At 56.4% G+C, this 20,827-nt stretch carries 8 protein-coding genes; 3 read left to right on the top strand and 5 right to left on the bottom strand.

Going from position 1 to position 20,827, the window contains the following annotated elements:
- Window positions 1-509 precede the first annotated feature (509 nt).
- Complete coding sequence (locus tag PHF39_RS00460) at window positions 510-12,746, top strand: tetratricopeptide repeat protein (RefSeq protein WP_300218980.1); 12,237 nt, start codon at window positions 510-512, stop codon at window positions 12,744-12,746.
- A gap of 42 nt (window positions 12,747-12,788) precedes the next feature.
- Here PHF39_RS00460 and PHF39_RS00455 read toward each other — a convergent pair whose 3' ends face one another.
- The 5 genes from PHF39_RS00455 to PHF39_RS00435 form a co-directional block, all read right to left on the bottom strand.
- A complete protein-coding gene (locus tag PHF39_RS00455; RefSeq protein WP_300218978.1) occupies window positions 12,789-13,478 on the bottom strand; it encodes a tetratricopeptide repeat protein in 690 nt (229 codons plus the stop codon).
- Window positions 13,479-13,537: 59 nt separating this feature from the next.
- On the bottom strand, window positions 13,538-14,506 hold the full coding sequence (locus PHF39_RS00450) for a TRM11 family methyltransferase (protein WP_300218975.1): 969 nt from the start codon (window positions 14,504-14,506) through the stop codon (window positions 13,538-13,540).
- Between the two features lie 68 nt (window positions 14,507-14,574).
- Complete coding sequence (dnaJ, locus tag PHF39_RS00445) at window positions 14,575-15,708, bottom strand: molecular chaperone DnaJ (protein ID WP_300218972.1); 1,134 nt, start codon at window positions 15,706-15,708, stop codon at window positions 14,575-14,577.
- Window positions 15,709-15,720: 12 nt separating this feature from the next.
- Window positions 15,721-17,589 carry a molecular chaperone DnaK gene (gene dnaK / locus PHF39_RS00440; protein WP_300218969.1) on the bottom strand — a complete coding sequence of 623 codons (1,869 nt, stop codon included), beginning with the start codon at window positions 17,587-17,589 and terminating at the stop codon, window positions 15,721-15,723.
- Window positions 17,590-17,594: 5 nt separating this feature from the next.
- On the bottom strand, window positions 17,595-18,140 hold the full coding sequence (locus PHF39_RS00435; protein WP_300218966.1) for a nucleotide exchange factor GrpE: 546 nt from the start codon (window positions 18,138-18,140) through the stop codon (window positions 17,595-17,597).
- Window positions 18,141-18,424: 284 nt separating this feature from the next.
- On the opposite strand from PHF39_RS00435, the gene purH reads away from it, so the two are divergent.
- Both purH and PHF39_RS00425 read left to right on the top strand, forming a co-directional pair.
- Window positions 18,425-19,909: a bifunctional phosphoribosylaminoimidazolecarboxamide formyltransferase/IMP cyclohydrolase gene (gene purH, locus PHF39_RS00430; protein ID WP_300218964.1), complete on the top strand. Its 1,485-nt coding sequence runs from the start codon at window positions 18,425-18,427 to the stop codon at window positions 19,907-19,909.
- Between the two features lie 133 nt (window positions 19,910-20,042).
- Window positions 20,043-20,684, top strand: a complete 642-nt coding sequence (locus PHF39_RS00425; RefSeq protein WP_300218962.1) for a DUF4013 domain-containing protein — start codon at window positions 20,043-20,045, stop codon at window positions 20,682-20,684.
- Window positions 20,685-20,827: the final 143 nt, after the last annotated feature.

Below are 20,827 nucleotides of genomic sequence, written 5' to 3'. Positions count from 1 at the left end.
TTAATGCCGCCGCGGGGACAGTCGCAGGCTGTGGAGAAATGATACCTTCGACTCGCCCTTCGGGGAGGTAATCGTCGCATCAGCGAGGATTACCTGGAGAAGGCATCAGCCTTCGACTTTGGCAGCGGCATACGTCTCAATGTGGGGTATGGGGGCATCAGCCCCCATCTTATTTTTGATGAGTTCAACGGAACAAAGAACCGAAGAAGGGGATTTCACTCATACAAATCCACTGAGTATGAAAACCAGAATGAATTCTACAGAGCTGATATTTCGCCCGCATTTTCCCCATGGTGCGAGAGTTTTATCATGAGCAGACCAGATCGTTCCCGCCGCCCTTAATACGGATTGAGTATAAAAACTCTGGCAAACCAACAGTATTGTACCATAGTAAATACCGGAAAGGGTATATGTGGTCTTTATAAAATCTTTAACAGGATTTGCGTCAGTAAAAAAGGCGCACAATAACAGAATACCGATCGCCAGATTTCATCCGGGGCAAATAGTATATGAACAAGAGTGATGCAGAAGCATTGTTGCGGCAGGGCATTGAACTCTATGACCTTGGCCGGTACGAGGAGGCCATTGTCATGTTCGACCGGGGGCTTGCCCTTTACCCCCGGCTTGCAAAGGCCCACTATTTCAAGGGCATTGCTTTATACGATCTCGGGAAGTTCGAGGACGCGATTGCCGCGTACGACATGGCAGTCTCCATCGAACCGTCCGATCCCAATGCCTGGTACAACAAGGCTGCCACGCTTGCGCAGATCGGCAGGAACGAGGAAGCCCTTGAGGCCTGCGACCACCTCCTTGCGATCCGGTACGACAATGCCGAGGCATGGATCTTAAAAGGCATCGCCCTGTACGAACTGGGCCGGTTCACGGATGCCATCTCCGCGTACGACCATGCCCTGATGATCGACCCGCGGCACGCGAAGGTCTACTACAACAAGGGCATCGCCCTTGCGGACCTTGGCCGGCACCAGGAAGCCATCTATTCTCACAACAAGGCAATCGAGATCGTGCCGGGATATGCACGGGCATATTACAACAAGGGCATCTCGCTCTACGAGCTCGGGAACCTCGACGATGCGCTGTCGGCATTCAACCGGGCCGCGGAACTCGATCCCGAAGATATCTGGGTCTGGTATTACCGGAGTTTCATCCTCTCCAGGCAGGACCAGAATGAATTTGCAGCCCAGTCCGCAGAAAAATTTCTGGCGCAGGAACCCGATCATGCGGACATCTGGGCGATCCGGGGCATGTCCCTCTTCAAGCTGGGCAGGTATGATGAAGCACTCGATGCCCTCCGGCAGGCCACAGCGATCAATCCCGATCTCTCCGATGCATGGTACTACCTCGGGCTTGCTGGTGTCGAGACCCGGCAGAATGACGATGCAGTCGAGGCATTCACCCGGAACCTTGAGATCCATCCTGGAAATGCCGGGGCACTCTACCACCGCGGGCTTGCGCATTACCGGCTGAAGCAGTACCGGGAAGCGGTGCAGGATTTCGATGCAACCCTTGAGCCGGAGCCCGGGAACAAGGAGGCGTGGTACCGCCGCGGGATCGCCTGCGTCAACCTGAGCCGGTACGAGGAGGCGCTCGAGTCCTTCAACCGCCGCCTTGCTCTTGGGCAGAACCATGCCGGCTCGTTGTACTTCCGGGGTATTGCACAGGCGCGTCTCGGACGCAACAAGGAAGCAATCGAATCTTTTGATGGAGCGCTTCAGGTCGATCCATCGTGTGCTTCAGCCGCGTTCCAGCAGGGCGTTGCGTACGCGAGCCTGGGCCGTTTTTCCGAGGCGGTTGCATCGTACGACCATGCCCTGCGGATCAACCCGGGGCTTTCCGATGCCATCTACCACAAGGGGTTTGCACTCTCGAAACTCGGCAGGACCGAGGATGCCGTGCAGGAGTTCGAGCGGACCGTTGCGTTCGACCCGAATAATGCAAAGGCATTCCACCAGAAAGGCCTGCAGCTGGTGAAGATCGGCAGGTTCGATGAAGCAATCGAAGCATTTGACGAGAGCCTTGCATTAAAGCCCGGGTTTGCCCAGGCAGCGTTCGATAAGGGCGCAGCTCTTATACGGGTCGGGAAATTCGGGGATGCACTTCAGGCATTCGACCAGGCAATTGCGACCAATCCCAAGTATGTCAATGCCTATTACCAGAAGGGCCTGACCCTTGTCCAGCTGGAACGGTTTTCCGATGCAATCACGGCGTTCGAACAGGCGGCAGTTATCGACCCGACCCATACGCTCTCGCTCTACCACCGCGGGCTGACGCTCGGGCGGCTCAACCGGTTCATGGAAGCGGTGGTTGCGTTCGATGCGGTCCTCGCCATCTCACCGGAAAATACCAATGCCCGGTACGAAAAAGGTATTGCCCTCTTCCACCTCCTGCGCTACGCGGAGGCAGTGCAGGAATTCCACGAGGCCCTCGAACAGAACCCGGCGCTTGTCAACGGCTGGCTGTACATGGGCATCTCGCTTGCGCACATCGGCCAACTGGAAGAAGCACTCCCTGCGTTTGACAAGGTAATCGCGCTGAACCCGAAACTTGCCGAGGCCCACGTGCGGAAGGGGATTGTCCTCTTCACCCTTGAACGACACGATGAGGCTGTCAGTACCCTCAACCGTGCGCTGGATGAGAATGCAAAGGACGTGTACGGCTGGTGCTACAAGGGTCTTGCCCTCTCTGCCCTCGGGAGGTTCGAGGAGGCGGTCCGCTCCTTTGACAAGGCGCTTGAGATCAACCGACGGTGCGCCCGGGCATTCTTCGAACGGGGCAACGCGCTCCTGAAACTGGGCAAGCCTCTCGAGGCAGTGGTTTCATACGACCAGGCGCTGGAGCTCTCTCCCGATGACCCGAAGATCCTGTACCAGAAAGGCCTGGCCCTGACCCAGCGGGAGCGTTTCGATGAGGCCATCCAGGCTTTCGAAAGCGCCCAGTCCCTCGAACCGGAGAATGCTTCCGGCGCCTATTACCTGGGCGTGGCCTATGCCGGGCGCGAACGGTACGATGACGCGATCCGGGCGTTCGACAATGCGATTGCGCTTGACCCCACGCAGGGTCAGGCATTCCACTTCAAGGGGATAGCCCTTGTCCAGCGCGAACGTTACCCGGAAGCAATCACGGCGTTTTTAAGCGCCCTGAAACGCGATCCCGACAACCCTGCTACCCACTATTACCTGGGGCTTGCATACCTGCAGGACAAGCAGTTTAAAAACGCGATCCCGGAGTTTTCCCGCGCAACGGAGCTCGACCCATCGCTTCTTGACGCATACCTGTACCATGGAATTGCCCTTGCAGCCATTGGTCAGCATGCTGAGGCCGTCCCGCTCTTCGATAAGTGCCTTGCCGGAAACCCGACACATATCGATGCTATGACAGCCCGGGCCCGTTCGCTCATGGTCCTCGAACGTTTTTCTGAGGTTGTCGAGACAGATGACCGGATCCTTTCTCTCAACCCGACACTCATCGATGTCTGGATGCAGAAAGGCGATGCCCTTGCAAGCCAGTCGCTGAAACAGGAAGCAATCGGGGCTTACAGCAAGGCCTTGGAGATCAATTCCGGTTTTACCGATGCATGGATCCGGAAAGGGAACGCCCTCATGGACCTTAACAAGATCCAGGACGCGGTTGGCGCGTACTCGCGGGCGCTTGAGATCAACCCGGCACTCTGCGACATCTGGATGAGGAAAGGCGATGCCCTGCAGCAGCTGGGAAAGACCGAGGATGCCATCCTTGCGTACGGCAAGTCCCTGAAGATCGATCCGGACAATGAGCCCGGCTGGATACGGCAGGGCAAGGCATTCTTTGACCTCACCCGGTACCAGGATGCCATCGATGCCTTTGACAATGCCATTTCCTTAAACCAGCGGAGTATCGAGGCGTTCTGGTATAAAGGTCTCGCTCTTGAAAAGGTCAACCGGCATGAGGGCGCTATCCATGTCTTTGAGATCCTGCTGGAGATCGATCCGAAGAACGGCGATGCGCAGTTCCACAAGGGGCTCGCACTTGCTGTCCTTGGCGATCACCGTGATGCTATCGGAAGTTTTGACAAGACCCTCCAGATCCTTCCGGACTCCGCCCCGGCATGGTACAATAAGGGTAAATCGCTTATCGAGATCGGGAGATACCCGGATGCGATTGCGGCACTGAAACGTGCAATAGAGATCGAGCCAGCCTATACGGAAGCGTTCTATTACTTCGGTTATGCGCTCTTAAAAACCGGTGACTACACCGGTGCCATCGAGGCATTCGACCGCAACCTTGCGCGGGACGGCAGCAATGCCCCGGGACATTTCAACCGTGGGATCGCGCTCGAAAAGAGCCGGCGGTTTGAGGAAGCGCTTGAATCGTTTGACAAATCCCTCATCTACGATCCGGGGAATGCTCTCGCATTCTACCACAAGGGGAAGGTCTATGCAGACCTGGGACGGCATGCCGACGCGGCCTTTGCTTTTGACAAGACCCTGCAGCTGAAACCTCGGTACACCGATGCCCGCCTCCGGATGGGGATTGCCGAGTACAACCTCGGAAAATTCATCGAAGCCATCCATGATTTCGACAAGACCATAGCCGATAACGCAAACAATTTGCAGGCCCATTACTACAAGGCCCGGGCCCTTGCTGACCTGAAACGGCATGAGGAAGCCGTTGAAGAGTATGACCTCGCGCTCAGGCTCGATCCCGACACTGCGGATATCCATTACCACAAGGGATTCTCGCTCATGGAACTCTCGCAGTACGAGAAAGCCATTCCGGAGTTCGAGCGCACCGAAGCACTCACGCCCGCAAATGCCATGGCTTTCTATTTGCACGGCCTTGCGCTGGTACGACTCGAACGGGAGAACGATGCAATCCCGGTGCTGGACCAGAGCATCGCCCTTTCTCCCCGGTACGCTCCGGCCCAGTACCAGCGGGGCCTTGCCTTAAACTCGCTCGGGCGGTACCGGGAATCCCTGGAATCGTTTGACGGGGCGCTTTCAGCCGACCCGCAGATGTCGGATGCAGCACTCCAGAAAGCAATTGCACTTGCCAGTATCGGAAGGCATGCCGACGCACTGGGGGCGGCAGATGTTGCCATCGCCATTCGGCCGGAACTGGCCCAGGCATGGCACCGGAAGGGGAGTGCACTTGCGGAACTCGACCGGGTCCCCGAAGCACTGGCAGCGTTCGACCGTGCCATCGAGATCGATCCTGCGAATGCACGGTCGCATTTCGAACGCGGCCTTACGCTTGCAAGGCTTGGCCGGCACCTTGAAGCAATCCAGGCCTTTGACCAGTCACTCTCCCTGATCCCGAACTATGTGCCGGCGTTTTACAACAAGGGACTGGCCCTGATGGCTACGGGGATGCAGGAGGAAGCGGTCTTATCCTTCAATATCGCCCTTGAGATCCTGCCGGATGACCCTGCTGTCCTGTACCAGAAAGGCCTTGCCCTGATGCGGTTGGAGAGTTACGAGGATGCCATCAGTGCATTCGATGCTGCCCTTGCGATCGATGCGCAAAAAACAGAATACCCGTACCAGAAAGGTCTTGCCCTTGCCGCACTGGGAAGGCATGACGAGGCAGAGGCAGCGTTCTCTGCAGCACTTGCACGGGATAAGGACAACCAGGATGCGCTGTACCACAAGGGCCTGTCGCTTGCCGAACTGGGCAGGTTCAGTGAGGCAATCGAAGACCTGACAAAAACCCTGGAGAGGAACCAGAAGATTGCCAATGCGTGGCTGATCCAGGGATTCTGCCTCTTTGCTGTCGAGCGCTACTCTGATGCACTCGCCTCGTACGACAAGGCCCTCGAGCTGGAGGCGCACAATCCCCACACGTGGTTCTACAAGGGCAGGGCCTGTTTGAACCTCGGGAACGACAGCGATGCCGTTCTGGCGTTTGAGCAGGCGATAAAGATCGTGCCGGATTTCGGCGAGGCGTTCCACTACATGGGCCTTGCCCTCTTCCGGCAGAAGAAACTTGCCGAGGCTGCCGTTGCATTCGAAGAGGCAAACCGCCTGATGCCGGACTTCCCCGAAGCATTCCAGGAGAAGGGCCGGGCCCTCTTTGCGCTGGGCAGGTATCGCGAGGCAGCCACAGCCTTCGAACAGGTGCTTGCTGCGGTGCCACGCGACCTTCATGCAACATACGGTTTGGCCCGGTCCCTTGACCTTCTTGGATCGGCAAAAGAGGCGATCCCGGTATATGCCAGGGTCAACCGGATCGCCCCCGATTGCGAACGGGCATTCCTCTACAAGGGATTCGCTCACCGGGATGTCCGCGAGTACGAAGAGGCGGTTGTTGCATTTAACCGGGTCATTGAGATCAATCCCGCAAATACCGGTGCCTGGCACGAGAAGGGAAAAGCACTCGTTGTCCTGGAAAAATATGCTCAGGCGCTGGAAGCATTTGACGGGTATCTTAAGCAGAAGCCGGACGATCCGGAGATCCTGTACGCGAAAGGCCTGTCCCTTGTAAAACTCGACCGGTTCGAAGACGCGCTGGCTGCATTCACCAATGCCATCGATAAGGGAATGAACACTCCCGCAGTCCATACCGAACAGGCGCTCTGCTTCTTAAAACTCGGGCGGGACGAGGAGGTCATCCTTTCGGCGGACCGTGCCCTTGCGCTTGATGCCGGCGAGACACGGGCGCTGCTGGCAAAGGGGGAGTCACTTGCCCGGCTTGGCCGCCATGAAGAGGCAGTCGTTGCATTCGAGGGCGTGATCGCACGGGATGCGGAGAACGACCGGGCCCGCCGCGGCCGGGGAATCTCCCTTGTACAGCTCAGGCGCTACGAGGACGCGGTCATTGAACTGGACCATGCGCTGGAGAACGATGCCACAAATGCCGAACTCCTCACCTGCAAAGGCTATTCGCTTTACCGCCTTGCGCGGTACAAGGAGACGGTAGAGTATCTCGGTAAGGCACTGAAACGGAAAGCAAAGGACCGGACCGTCCTGCTCTTCCGCGGAAAAGCATACCTCCGGCTGGGCCGGTGGGAAGATGCATACGGGATGTTCGACAGACTGACCGCTGTCGACCCGAAGCATGTGAAGGGCTGGTATTACAAAGGGCAGGCCCTTGCGGCCAAAGATCTCTACGAGGATGCCCTTTCCGCGTTTGAGACTACACTCTCGCTTGAGGAGCCCTGCGCAGTTGCATGGTACCATAAAGGGCGTGCGCTCAGTTCGCTTGCAAAACATGCGGACGCCGTTGCCGCATTTGACCGGGCGCTGGAATTGCAACCTGACATGCGGGATGCCGCGTACCATAAGGGTTTCGCCCTTGCAGCTCTTAACCGTCATGAGGATGCCGTAGCTGCATTCGATGCGGCCGCTTCCCTTGGCGTGGATAATGGCGAACTCTGGTACTGCCGCGGGACTTCTCTCATGCAGCTGGCCCGGTGGCAGGAGGCGCTGGATTCATTCAATAAAACGATCGCGCTTGTCCCGGACAATGCCCCGGCCTGGCTCAACAAGGGCCTTTCCCTCCAGAAACTGAACTATCACGCCGCTGCAGCCGAGGCTTTTGAGAAAACGTCAGCGCTTGATCCCATGTCCGTTTCCGCTGCTTTCGGCCGGGGCCAGTCGCTGGCGGAACTGGGAAGGGACGAGGAAGCAATTGCCGCGTTTACCCGCACGCTTGAACTCGACTCTACGCGGTATGAGGCCGCATACCTCCGGGGATATGCGTATCTCCGGCTCGCGAAACACACAGAGGCTGTCTCTTCGTTCGACTACACGATCCAGTACGCTCCCGATCATGCCCAGGCGCATTACCGCAAGGGCCTTGCCCTGCAGGCGCAGGGGAAGTACGAGAAAGCAATCCGGTCCTACAAGCAGGCACTGACACACGATGGCAGCATAACAGATGCTGTGTACCAGACCGGGCTCTCCTATGAAAGCCTTGGCAGAAACGAGCAGGCATTAAAAACATTTGACCGGATACTGGAGACATTCCCGGAACGACCTGATGTCCTGTTCCACAAGGGCAGGGCGCTCTTCCGCCTCCTGCGGTATGAGGAGGCGCTCGCTGCGATTGACGCTTCGCTTGCCATAGAGAACAATGACCTTACCGTATGGGAACTGAAAGGCAGGACACTCTACGAGCTCGGGCGGTACGAGGAGTCGCTCGAAGCTTATGACCGGGCCCTGGCCCTCAATCCTGACAGCATCACCTGCTGGTACTTAAAAGGCCGGTCGCTCTCCGACCTGGCACGGTACGAGGAGGCAATCCCCTGTTTTGACCGGGTCATCGGGGTCGATGAGACCTGTGCGGGAGCATGGTTACGGAAAGGAAGTTCCCTGCTCTCACTGGGTAAGTTTGCGCCGGCAATCGAAGCGCTCACCCGTTCGCTCGATCTCAAACCGGAGAATGCCAACGGGTGGTACGACCGCGGCATTGCCCTTGCGGAGATGAAACAGTTTGAAGATGCGGTTGCATCTTATGACCGGGCTATCGCGATCAACCGGAAATATGCCAATGCCTGGTACGACAAGGGAGTTGCGCTGGTCCACCTCGGGAGGGACACAGACGCTATCCAGGCATTCGAGAATACGACCGCAATCGATCCCCGGTTCATGAACGCGTTTTATGACAAGGGGCTGGCCCTTGCCCGCCTCGGGGAGCACACGGACGCGGTTTCGGCATTCGATGGGGCGCTCGCCATCAATGGATCGTTTGTCCCCACACTCTGCCAAAAAGGCCTCTCGCTCTTTTCGCTCCAGCAATACGAAGAGGCAGCCTCATCGCTGGGTGCTGCTCTCGACCTTGATCCGGGAATTTTCGATGCCTGGTATCACCAGGGCCTTGCATACCGGCATCTCGGGAATGCACCAGAAGCCATAGCATCGTTCAATCAGGCAATCCGGCTTGACCCTCATTCGTTTGCTGCACACTATGAGAAAGGCCTTGTCCTCTCTTCGCAGGAGCAGTGGGAAGCCGCGGTTACCGAACTCCGCACGGCGATTGAGTGCGACAGGGAAAGAAAGGAAGCGCACTATGCTCTTGGTCTTGCCCTGTTCGCGCTTGTGCAATATGCGGACGCACGGGATGCGTTCACAGCCGCAGCAGCACTGGACGCCGGGTATACCGACGCCCACTACTATGAAGGCCTCTCATCAGAATGTCTTACGCAGTATCCTGAGGCGGTTTCTTCGTTCGACCGCACGATAGCAGTAGTGCCCGACCATGCGATGGCATGGTACCACAAGGGCCTTGCCCTGGAGCACCTTGAAAACGATGAGGAGGCTATGGAAGCCTTCGAACAAGCCCGCAGGACCGAGCCGGACAACCCGGCAATCCTCCTTTCGCTCGGGAAGGTACGGTCGCGTCTCGGGCAGTTCGAGATGGCAATCCGGGTCTACGATCATGCCCTCTCCCTTGTGCCTTCCGATGGGGAGTTCCTGCTGGAAAAGGGGATTGCCCTTGCCCATCTCGAACGCCATGAGGAAGCGGAGGTTGTGTTCGCCCAGTCCGCAGACAGACTGCCGGACCGGTTCGAACCCCCGTTCCTCCGGGGACTCTCGCTCATGCTGATTGGGCGGTATGACGATGCAGTCCTGTCATTCGGGAAGGCCCTTGCCCTGAACGAAACGGACCCGGATATCTGGTACCACAAGGCCATCTCCCTTTTCCACCTGGGCAGGGCAGAGGAGGCGGTTCCTGCCTTTGACAAAGTACTCGAACTGCGTCCGGACGATGCTGAGGCATTCCTCGGGAGGGGCAGGGCATATTATTCCCTGAAGTCGTTTGACCGGGCCATTGAATCCTTTGACCGGGTCATCGGTTATCTCCCGCAGCATGCAGCAGCCTGGCATGAAAAAGGGATGGCGCTCTATGACCTTCGCAGGTACGAAGAGGCTATTGCAGCGTTTGACAAGGCGCTTGAAGAAGACGGTGGAAACCATGACGCGCTGTACTACAGCGCTCTTGCATATGCTGCCCTCGGGAAGGATGCCGAAGCGGTGGAGTCGTTTGAGCGTCTCCTTGCCCTGGCGCCCGACAACGCTACTGCCTGGTACGAAGACGGTCTCGCCCTTTCGCGCCTGAAACGTCATAAGGATGCCATCCATGCGTTCGACCAGGCAATCCGGGTCAGGCCGGATTATTTCGATGCCCACGAAATGCGGGCCAGGTCATTTGACAGCCTTGACGATCCAAAGGAGACGATTGACGCGTACAACCGGGCGCTGGCCCTCCAGCCGATGCATGTCCCCTCGCTGCACCGCAAGGGAGTTGCACTCATCCGCCTGGAACGATACGAAGAAGCCATCAAGATCTTTGACCGTGCACTTGAGATCGATCCTGCCTGTTCCGATGCGGTATACGACAAAGGCAGGGCACTCTCGGCCCTCGGGATGTACCGCGAGGCTGTCAAGACGTATGACAAGCTGCTCGGGACTGATGCAGGCAATGCGGAAGTGTTCTATGATAAAGGGATTGCGCTCGCGCACCTGGGGCGGCATGATGATGCCATTGTTGCATTCAACAAAGCTCTCGACCTTGACCCGGGCAGTGCGCAGGCTGCCTATCACAAGGGGCTCTCGCTTGCTACGACCGGCCGGCACCCGGATGCCATCGAGGCATTCGATCGGGTAATCGAACGGCAACCAGGTTCAGTTGAAGGATGGGTCCACCGGGGATTGTCCCTGTTTGCCCTTGGGAAATACAACGATGCCGTGGAATCCTATGTACGTGCCATAGCCATCGACCCATCGAATGCCGAAGCATGGTATTTCAAAGGAAGTGCCATCTTCGCATCAGGAGGATATGAGGATGCCATTGAGGCTTTCAACAAGGCACTGGAGTTCCGGCCGGACTATGTATCTGCATACAACGACAAGGGCCGGTCACTCTTCCACATGGGCATGTTTCGCGAAGCAGTTATTGCGTTCGACAATGCGCTTGCCCTTCAGCAGAAGAACGTGGATGCCCTGTATCACAAGGGCACCTCCCTCCTGCGGCTGGAACAGTACGACGAGGCCATCCAGGCGTTCGACCTTGCCCTGAAGATACGGCCTAACCATGCCCATCTCTGGACCGGAAAAGGCATTGCCCTCTCTTCGCTTGGAAAGGACCAGGATGCCGTCAGATTTTTCACAAAGGCACTGGGAATCGACAGTAAGGATGCCCGTGCCGCATACCATCTTGGAGTATCCTACTTAAAACTTGGGAAATACCATGAGGCCATACGGTATTTTGAGGCGGCCCTGGCACAGAAGCCTGCCTGCGTTGAAGCTAATTACCAGAAAGGCCGTGCGCTTGCGATGCTCGGGATGCATAACGACGCCATCACGGCGTATGACAAGGCACTTGCCGGAAAAGAGGACTTAGCTGAAGCCTGGTTGTACCGCGGCATCTCGCAGGCCAGCCTCAACCAGTACGACCGGGCGATCCAGGACTATGACCATGCACTTGGCCTCAGGCCAGAGTATGCACCAGCGCATCTTTTCCGGGGCATTACTCTTATCCATCTCTCCCGTCATGATCAGGCCGTGGAGGCCTTCAACAAGGCGCTGACCGTAGAGCCGGAATACCCCGAAGCCCTGTTCTACAAGGGGCTTGCACTCCTGGAACAGAAGCGGTATGCCGAGGCAATCCCGGTCTTCGACCAGGCACTTGCTGTCAACAGCCGGTATTCCGAGGCATGGCACAACAAAGGTGTCGCCCTTGCCCGCACCGGGCAGCATGAAGAGGCAATCGCTGCGTTTAATACAGCACTCGGGATACGGTCCGACTATGCCGAAGCACTCTTCGAACGCGGGAGATCGCTCGTATATACCGGCATGTTCCGGGAAGCCATTGCCTCCTTTGACAAGGTTCTGGTTCTTGCTCCCGGTAATGCCGGCGCACATTTCGAGAAAGGCCGTGCCCTGATCGCTCTTGGTAACCATGCCGATGCCATAACCGCCTTTGACCGGGCCATCGACATCAACCCGTCCTGCTGGCAGGCACTCGCCGGGAAGGGAAGGGCGGAGGCCTACCAGGGCAACTATGATGGAGCAATTACTGCGCTTGACCATGCTCTGGAGATTATGCCGAAGAAGGCGATCCTCCATGACCAGAAAGGACTTGCCTATGCGGCCCTTGAACAGTACCGCGATGCGGTGCAGTCCTATGACCGGGCCCTGGAGATCGAGCCCCTTGCTCGGGTCTTTGCCCACAAGGGTATCGCCCTTGCCGAGCTGGGGATGTACCGTGATGCCATTGAGGCATTCGACAAGGCGATCGAGTATGACGGGAATCTTGCCGAGGCGTGGATGGGCAAGGGGAATGTCCTGTACGATCTTGGGAAATATGCCGATGCCGAGCAGGCCTACGAACGCGGTCTTGCGCTCGACCCGGAGAATACTGAGGCCTGGACACGGCAGGGGATGGTTCTCTCAGCCCAGCAGAAATTCGAGGAGGCGCTCGAACACTATGACCGGGCTCTCATGATTGATCCGACATTTTCCATTGCCTACTTTACCAGAGGGAGTGCCCTCATCGCGATGAAACGGTACCAGGATGCGGTTGAGGCATTCGATGCCATGCTCCAAATTCAGCCGGACTTCGTGGACGCGTATATCCACAAGGGCCGGGCGCTCCAGGAGCTGGAGCTGTATCAGGATGCCCTTGCAGTCTTCAAGCATGCGCTTGAAATTGATCCTATGCGCAAGGAATGCTGGAATGATATCGGGGACATTCTCGAAAAGATCGGGAAGCACGAAGAAGCCCGGATCTGTTATGAGAAGGGACGGTAAAACCGGCCATTTCTCTGGTAATATTGAAAAAAACCTGAAAAATTAATCTTCTTTTTCCCTTAAGAAGAGGACCCAGAACAGGATCCCGATGATGATCGCGGCAATGCCGATGATCACGGGTGCATACGTAACATAGAACGGCGTGACGGAATCCCGGAGCTGGCGGGCAATCTCGCGGTTCTTGTCAATCTTGGGATATGCGGGATTTAGCTCCTTTACCTTGTCGAACGCTGCGATCGCTTCATCGTACCGTTTCAGGCCGGCCAGCGCATATGCCTTGTTGAACCAGGCATCGGCATTTGTCGGGTCAAGTACAATCGCTTTCTCGAATGCCTGGACCTGCTCAAGATAATACTCGTTTGCTTTCACCGGATCTTTTATCTGGTCCTCGTATACGTACCCGAGATTATACAGGATCTGGCCCCGGTTGATCCAGCCCGGCAGGTAACTGGAATTGACGGCAAGGGCACGGGAGGAGGATTCGAGGGCACTGGAGAACTGCCCGTCACGGTTCAGGGCATCAGCCCGGGCGTCCCAGGCTTCGTAATACTCCGGCTCAAGCAGGAGAGCCTGGTCGAATGCGGTTATTGCGTCGGACAGGTTGCCGGCAGCTACCGATGCTGTTCCCTGTTCATACAAAGTAACGGCGTCCGGAGAATAACCGGATGCAGGAACAGACAGGAAGAGCAGTGAGAGGAGGAGCAAAATCAGGATCGGGTACTGGTATTTCATAACGTGTGATACTATCTGACGTAACATGAAAAAAGCGTTCTCCCCAGGCAGGCACAGAATTACCTGGTGAGGACAAGCACCCGGCGGGTCAGGCTCTTGTGGACACGCTGGCTGTGCTGTTGCAGGATGGTCATATGCTGTGCAGCAATCGCAGAGATATCGCGGTGGGTGACCACTACGGCCCTTCGACCGGGCCGGAGCACACGGCAGATTTCCGAGAGCGCGTCACTGTACAGCCGGTCCATGGTGTCGACCTTGAGGATGCACACTGACTGGCCATAGGGAAAGTCGGTGACGATGCTGTCAATGGAATGATCCGGGAACGGGAGGCAGGTCGCGTCACCAGTGAGAAGATCGGAATCCTTTGCGTTCAGCCGGCTGCCGGCAATCATGAAGGGATCGAAGTCGCTGCCGATCGCGTGCATGCCGAGGAGTTCAGCCTCGATGAGAATGCCCCCGGTCCCGCAGAACGGGTCAAGAAGTGTATCACCCGCCCGGGTACACGCGATATTGACAAGAGTCCGCGCCATCCGCGGCATCATCACGCCTGGATGGAAGAAATCGCGTTTGCCGGGGTTCCGGTGGTCATATCCTCCGCGATCGATCCGGTGCAGCACTTTTCCAAAATAGCAGCGGTCTTCGGAAAGGATGGCACGGTACTCGACATCTGGGTGGAGCAGGGAGACCGGGCCATCGATCATGGTACCGATAAGGCGTTCGAACTCGCGCTGCGATGCAGGGTTTCGTTCCTGCGATCCCCCGTGGACTTTCTTTGCCCGGCCGGCAAAAGGCAGGTCGGTTGCCAGGGCAAGGTCTTTGAGCAGGTTTTTGAATGAAACAAGGTCCGGATCACATTCGCCAAGGTATTCCAGGACAACCTGGGTCATGGCAAGGCGACGGGTTGCATCCGGATCCGGGCATTCGGCAACAGCTGCCTGGAGCCTTTTGTCGGTAAGGGTGCCGATACAATCGATCTCGGCAAACGGGAGTGTCGCGTTCTCTCCCGAGAGCTCAAAGAGCAGCTTCATCCTGATCAGATGGTACCCGGGCGCTCAAATAGGTGTGCCAGAAAAAAAGTATGTGGAGTATCAGGGTTTTACTTCTTCCCTTTCTTCTTTCCCATTATACCGGAAAAGAAACCCCCGACACCGCCACCTTTGCCTTCAAGATCGATGATTTTCTGGTACAGTTCTTTCTGTTCGCTGCTGACAGATTTGGGGGTGACAATTTTCACCCGGACAAGAAGATCGCCGGGTTTTCCGCGTCGTTTGACCCCCTCACCGGCAATTTTTAATGCCGTGTTGTATTGCACTCCGGCAGGGATCTTGATGTCGATATGGCGCTTGTCGATGGTCTCGATCTCCACATCTGTGCCGAGAACTGCCTGGGCCGGCGAGATCTCGATGAGCGTCTCGAGATTGTCGCCCGAACGGATGAAGCGCTCGTGGGGCATGACATAGACTTCGAGGAATAAGTCCCCGTTTTGCGCGCCAAAGTCACCTGCCTCGCCATACCCTTCCATCCGGAGCCGCATGCCGCTGTCAATCCCTGCCGGGATATGGACCGAGACCTTCCGCTTGACACGCTTATGGCCGGACCCGTGGCACTCATGGCAGGTCTTCTCCGGGATCTTTCCCCTGCCGCCGCACTGGGTACAGGTAGACATCCGGACAAACTGCCCGAACGGGGAGTTTGTTGCCTGCCGCATCTGGCCGCTCCCGCCGCACCGCGGGCAGACATTCAATCGTTTCGTCTCGCTGCCGGAGCCGCTGCAGGTTGCACATGGCTCCGAATGCATCACCTCGATCTCCCGGTCGGTGCCGGCAACCGCGTCCTCAAGCCGGATCTGGATCCGCATCAGGAGATCGGCACCGGGTTGCGGGCCGGACCTCCGGTGGCCGCCACCGCCAAAGAAGTCGAAGATATCCCCAAAACCCGAGAAGTCTGAGTAGAACCCGCCGTTCCCAAAGCCGCTGCCTCCACCGGTGTAGGAGCCTTTTGATGCATTGGTGAAGGTCTCGTGGCCCATGTTGTCGTACTGGGCCTTCTTCTGGGCATCGGAGAGTACGCTATACGCCTCGTTGATCTTCTTAAACTTCTCCTCTGCTCCGGGCTCCTTGCAGACATCGGGGTGGTACTTGCGGGCAAGGTTGCGGTAGGCTTTCTTGATCTCCTTCTCGTCAGCATTCCGCGGGACACCTAAGGTGTCGTAGTAGTCGCCCGCACTCATTCCCTGATCACTTCACTCGTCTTTCACTTTATAGTCTGCGTTGACCACATTGTCGTCGGTCTTAGGCTCCTGCCCGGGAGCCTCTCCGCCGGCTCCTCCCGCAGCGCCGGCCTGCTGTTGTGCTGCTGCCTGCTGCTCGGCCTGCATCTTCTGGTAAATTTTCGTGGTTGCTGCATAGACTGCTTCGGTCAGGGATTCCATTGCCTTCTTGATCGCTTCGAGGTCTTCACCAGGTAAAACCTTCCTTACTTCTGCAATGCCTTCTTCGATCTTCGTCTTGTCTGCCGTCTCGAGCTTGTCGCCACTCTCTTTGAGCATCTTTTCGGCAGTGAAGACTGCTGTGTCAGCCTGGTTTCTGAGCTCGATCTCCTCACGCTTCTTCTTGTCGTCGGCCTCGAACTGCTTTGCTGCGTCCATCGCCTTCTTGATGTCCTCTTCTGAAAGCTTGCGGTCGCCCTTGATGGAGATGGCCTGCTGATTGCCGGTACCCATGTCCTTTGCGGAGACGTGGATGATGCCGTTGGAGTCGATATCGAACGTGACCTCGATCTGCGGGATGCCCCGGGGTGCCGGCGGGATGCCGGTCAGCTGGAAACGCCCGAGCGTGAAGTTATCCTTTGCGAGCGCACGCTCGCCCTGGACAACGTGGATCTCGACACTGGTCTGGCCATCGGCCGCAGTCGAGAAGATCTGGCTCTTCCGTGTCGGGATGGTGGTGTTTCGCTCGATGAGCTTTGTGGCGATACCCCCAAGCGTCTCGATACCCAGGGTCAGCGGGGTGACATCCAGCAGGACAATGTCCTTTGCTTCACCGGTGAGGACTGCTCCCTGGATCCCGGCACCGAGGGCGACACACTCATCGGGATTGATGCCCTTGTCGGGTTCTTTTCCGAGGAGCTTCTTGACAGTCTCCTGCACGAGCGGAACGCGGGTCGAACCACCTACAAGCAGGACATGGTCGATGTCCTTGGGCTCCAGCTTGGCGTCCGAGAGCGCCTGCTTGACCGGGCCCATGGTGGATTCGACAAGGCTGCTGATCAACTGCTCGAGCTTTGCCCGTGTGAGATCGATGTTAAGGAACTTGGGACCGCTTGCGTCCGTGGTGATGTACGGGAGGTTGATGTTTGTGGACTGGCGCTGGGAGAGCTCGATCTTCGCGTTCTCCGCCGCATCGCGCAGCCGCTGCATGGCATAGGGATCGTTGCGGAGATCGATGCCCTCCTTTCTCTTAAATTCCTCAATCAGGTGATCCTGGACCAGCTTGTCAAAGTCGTCGCCACCGAGGTGGTTGTTGCCGGCTGTTGACTTGACCTCGAAAACGCCATCGCCAAGCGTCAGGATTGAGACATCGAAGGTCCCGCCGCCAAGGTCGTACACGAGGATCGTGGCATCGGTTTCCTTGTCAATGCCGTAGGCAAGGGCGCTGGCAGTCGGTTCGTTGATGATACGGAGCACTTCGAGCCCGGCGATCTGGCCGGCATCCTTGGTTGCCTGCCGCTGCGCATCGTTGAAGTATGCCGGGACGGTGATAACGGCTTTTGAGATCTTCTCGCCCAGGTAGGCTTCCGCATCGATCTTCAGTTTCTGCAGGATCATTGCAGAGATCTCCTGGGGGGAGTATCCCTTTCCGTCAATGGTCACCTTCTCGCTCGTCCCCATCTTGCGCTTGATGGACTGGATCGTCCTCTGGGGATTGGTCACTGCCTGTCTCTTTGCAAGGCTGCCAACAAGGCGTTCGCCTTCCTTGGTGAACGCGACAACCGACGCGGTTGTCCGGCCGCCTTCGGAGTTCGGGATGATAATAGGTTTCCCGGCCTCCATGATCGAGATACAGGAATTGGTTGTTCCCAGATCGATTCCCAGAACCTTCTCATTTGCCATTGTATTCAGACCTCCTTGTGATTATTCTCATTTCCCTTGGATACTGCTACTTTTGCATACCTGATTACTTTGTCATGCATCCGGTACCCGCGGCAGACTTCGTCAATGACGGTTCCGGTGCAGGCATCCGATGGCACATGGGCAATTGCCTCATGCACCTCCGGATCGAACAATGTGTTAAGCGACTCTATGGGACAGACGCCGTGGCGTTGCAGCTGGGCAGAGAGGAGCTGCCGGATCTGGAGCATTCCCTCCCGTAAGTGGGCGTCATCCGATTTCAGTGCCCGCTCGATGTTGTCCGCAACTTCGAGAATATCACAGGCAAATCTCTCGTTGGCAAGGGCAATGGTCTGGGCCCGCTCCCGCTCACTGCGTTTCCTGAAATTCTCAAAATCGGCAGCAAGACGCAGGAACCGGTCGTTCAGTTCTGCGTAGGCTCCCTTCTGTTCATCAGCTTCCGCAGTTCCAGGCACCGGGGATCCCGCATTTTGTGCAGTCATGTCCGATATCTCCTGTTCCGGGGGCTCCTGCCCGTTCTCTGCATTGCTCATAGTCCATCCCATTCGATGTTCCAATATCTATTGCATTGTGGTTCTATATAAATTTTTGGTGTGTGAATATTAAGCAAGCCGCAATTATTGGCCTGTTTCAGAAACTGGGACTAAATTTCGCGTGAAATGAACATCCGACAAGGCAGGATTGTCGGTTTTATGGAAAATCTTACCGGAATCCGGTAATTTTTGCAGTGTTCGGCCGGTTACCCGCGCAATCTTAGGATGAAACGGGAAATTTCCCTCCATATCTTTTTTCTTCCTTCCAGCCCATAGTAATGACCATGAAGTGGGCATTACTTTCAGTCTGGGACAAGACCGGAATTGTGGATCTGGCGCGGGAACTTGCCGGGCAGAAATACAATATCATGAGTTCCGGGGGCACTGGCAAGGCTCTTGCCGCTGCCGGGATCCGCTTTACGGAAGTCTCCAGTTATACCGGGTTTCCCGAGATGATGGATGGCCGGGTCAAGACCCTCCACCCCCGGGTCCACGGCGGTCTTCTTGGCCGTCGGCAGATCGATGACGCGGTAATGGCCAAGCATGGCATCAACCGGATCGATCTCCTCGTTGTCAATCTCTACCCGTTCGAGACAATGTCACAACAGGACATGGACCTAGAGAAACTGATAGAGTTCATCGATATCGGCGGACCTGCGATGATCCGGGCCGCTGCGAAGAACTATCGCGATGTTGCCGTTGTTGTCGACCCTTCAGACTATCCTGCTATCCTTGAAGCCATCAAAAGCGGAGGGATCTCTGACAAGCAGCGCCTTGAACTGGCAAAAAAAGTGTTTGCCCGCACGGCTGCCTATGACGCTGCCATCAGCAATTATCTCCAGCGACTCGATTCCCCGTTCCCCCCTGCGCTCTCGATGCAGTTCACCCATGGCAGGCCTCTCCGCTATGGGGAGAACCCGCACCAGATGGCGGCCGTGTACGGGACAGCCGGGATTGCAGGCGCGGAACCGCTCCAGGGAAAGCAGATGTCTTATAACAATTATCTCGATGTTCACGCCAGTGTCTCGCTGCTCCGCGAATTCGATGGTCCGGCTGCGGTTATTGTCAAGCACAACAACCCCTGCGGAGTCTCAACCGGAAACGATGTTCTCGATGCTTACATCACTGCCCGCGAAGTGGACCCGGTTTCAGCATATGGTTCTGTTGTTTCCGTGAACCAGACCGTCACAAAAGCATTTGCCGAAGAGATCTGCGGTACCTTTGTCGAAGTAATTGTTGCCCCGGAGTTTGCACCTGATGCTCTTGAGGTCATGAAGAAGAAGGAGAACATGAGAGTTCTCCTCCTTCCAGAACCCTGTTCTTCTGATGAAGTCCGGACCATCGATGGCGGAATCCTTGTCCAGCGGACACCGGCCTACCAGGAGCACTGGCAGGTCATTACGGACCGCGACCCCACAGCGGATGAGATGAAGGGGCTCCAGCTCGCCTGGAAGGTCTGCAAGCATACCAAGAGCAATACGATCATCTTTGCTGACCAGAAGAGGACGCTCGGGATTGGAGCCGGCCAGATGAGCAGGGTGGACTCGGCAAAGATCGCCATCAGCAAGGCATGTGGTTCCCTCAAAGGATCTGCTGTAGCTTCCGATGCATTCCTCCCGTTCCCGGACACGCTGGAAGTTGCAGCAGAGGCAGGTGCAACAGCGCTTGTCCAGCCGGGTGGATCGATCCGGGACAAGGAAGTCATCGATGCAGCGAACCGCCTTCACATGGCAATGGTCTTTACGGGCATACGATACTTCAGGCACTGAAAATTTTCCTCTTTTTTAAAAAACACGCAGGAATCTGCGATAGATATTTATTCTGCGAAGTTTCCATACCTTCTTTAAATCGTTTGTGCCCGCTTCCGGTCATGGACGATTTGACTATACTGAGGCGAAAAGAATGGATTTCGGAAACATGCTTGGCGAGTCTTTTGCCTATGCAAAAGACGGGGTTGTTGGTAAATGGATGCAATGGATTTTGCTCCTGATAGCGACCATCCTTCTCTGTATCCCGCTCCTGGGGTACACCCTGAAGATCTATCGCGGTGAGAAACCTGCGCCTGAAGTCACAGGATGGGGGACTCTCATCATTGACGGCATCAAGTATCTCATCATCTCGCTTATCTGGGCCATCCCGAGCCTGATTATCTTCTTTGTCATGATTGGTGCAACGGTAACCTCCTATGTGACAAACCCCGCGGCAATTGTAGGAATCATGGGAGGCATGCTCGTAGGCTTCCTCCTTTTCTTCATTGTTCTCTTCATCACGGGCCTTCTTGCAACGATCGGTATCATCCGGTTTGCACGGACTGGATCCATGGGTGAGGCATTCAACTTCGGGGCAATCCTCGAAACCATTGGCAAGATCGGATGGGTCAACTACATCATTGCCCTCATCATCATCGGTATCATCATCGGGATCATCGAGTTTATCCTCATGTTAATCCCCTCTGTTGGAACACTCATCCTGTTCCTCATCATCCCGCCCCTCGTGCTCTGGCAATCGCGCTATTTCTGCCTGATCTACGATAGCGCAGCATAATCCTTCAACACTTTTTCTCCCTTTTATAGATTCAACCGCTGGTTATCTTTGACTCATAACCAACAGACTGCCGTTCGCTGCGAAAGACTGGTCCATTAAAAAAAGGGAACATCTCCTGGCTGGTGATTCACCTGCATACTTGA

This window comes from Methanoregula sp. (assembly GCF_028712425.1).
In the GTDB taxonomy this organism is placed as follows: domain Archaea; phylum Halobacteriota; class Methanomicrobia; order Methanomicrobiales; family Methanospirillaceae; genus Methanoregula.
The sequence above is the reverse complement of the archived record's forward strand: the minus strand, read 5'-3'. Positions and strand labels throughout refer to the sequence as shown.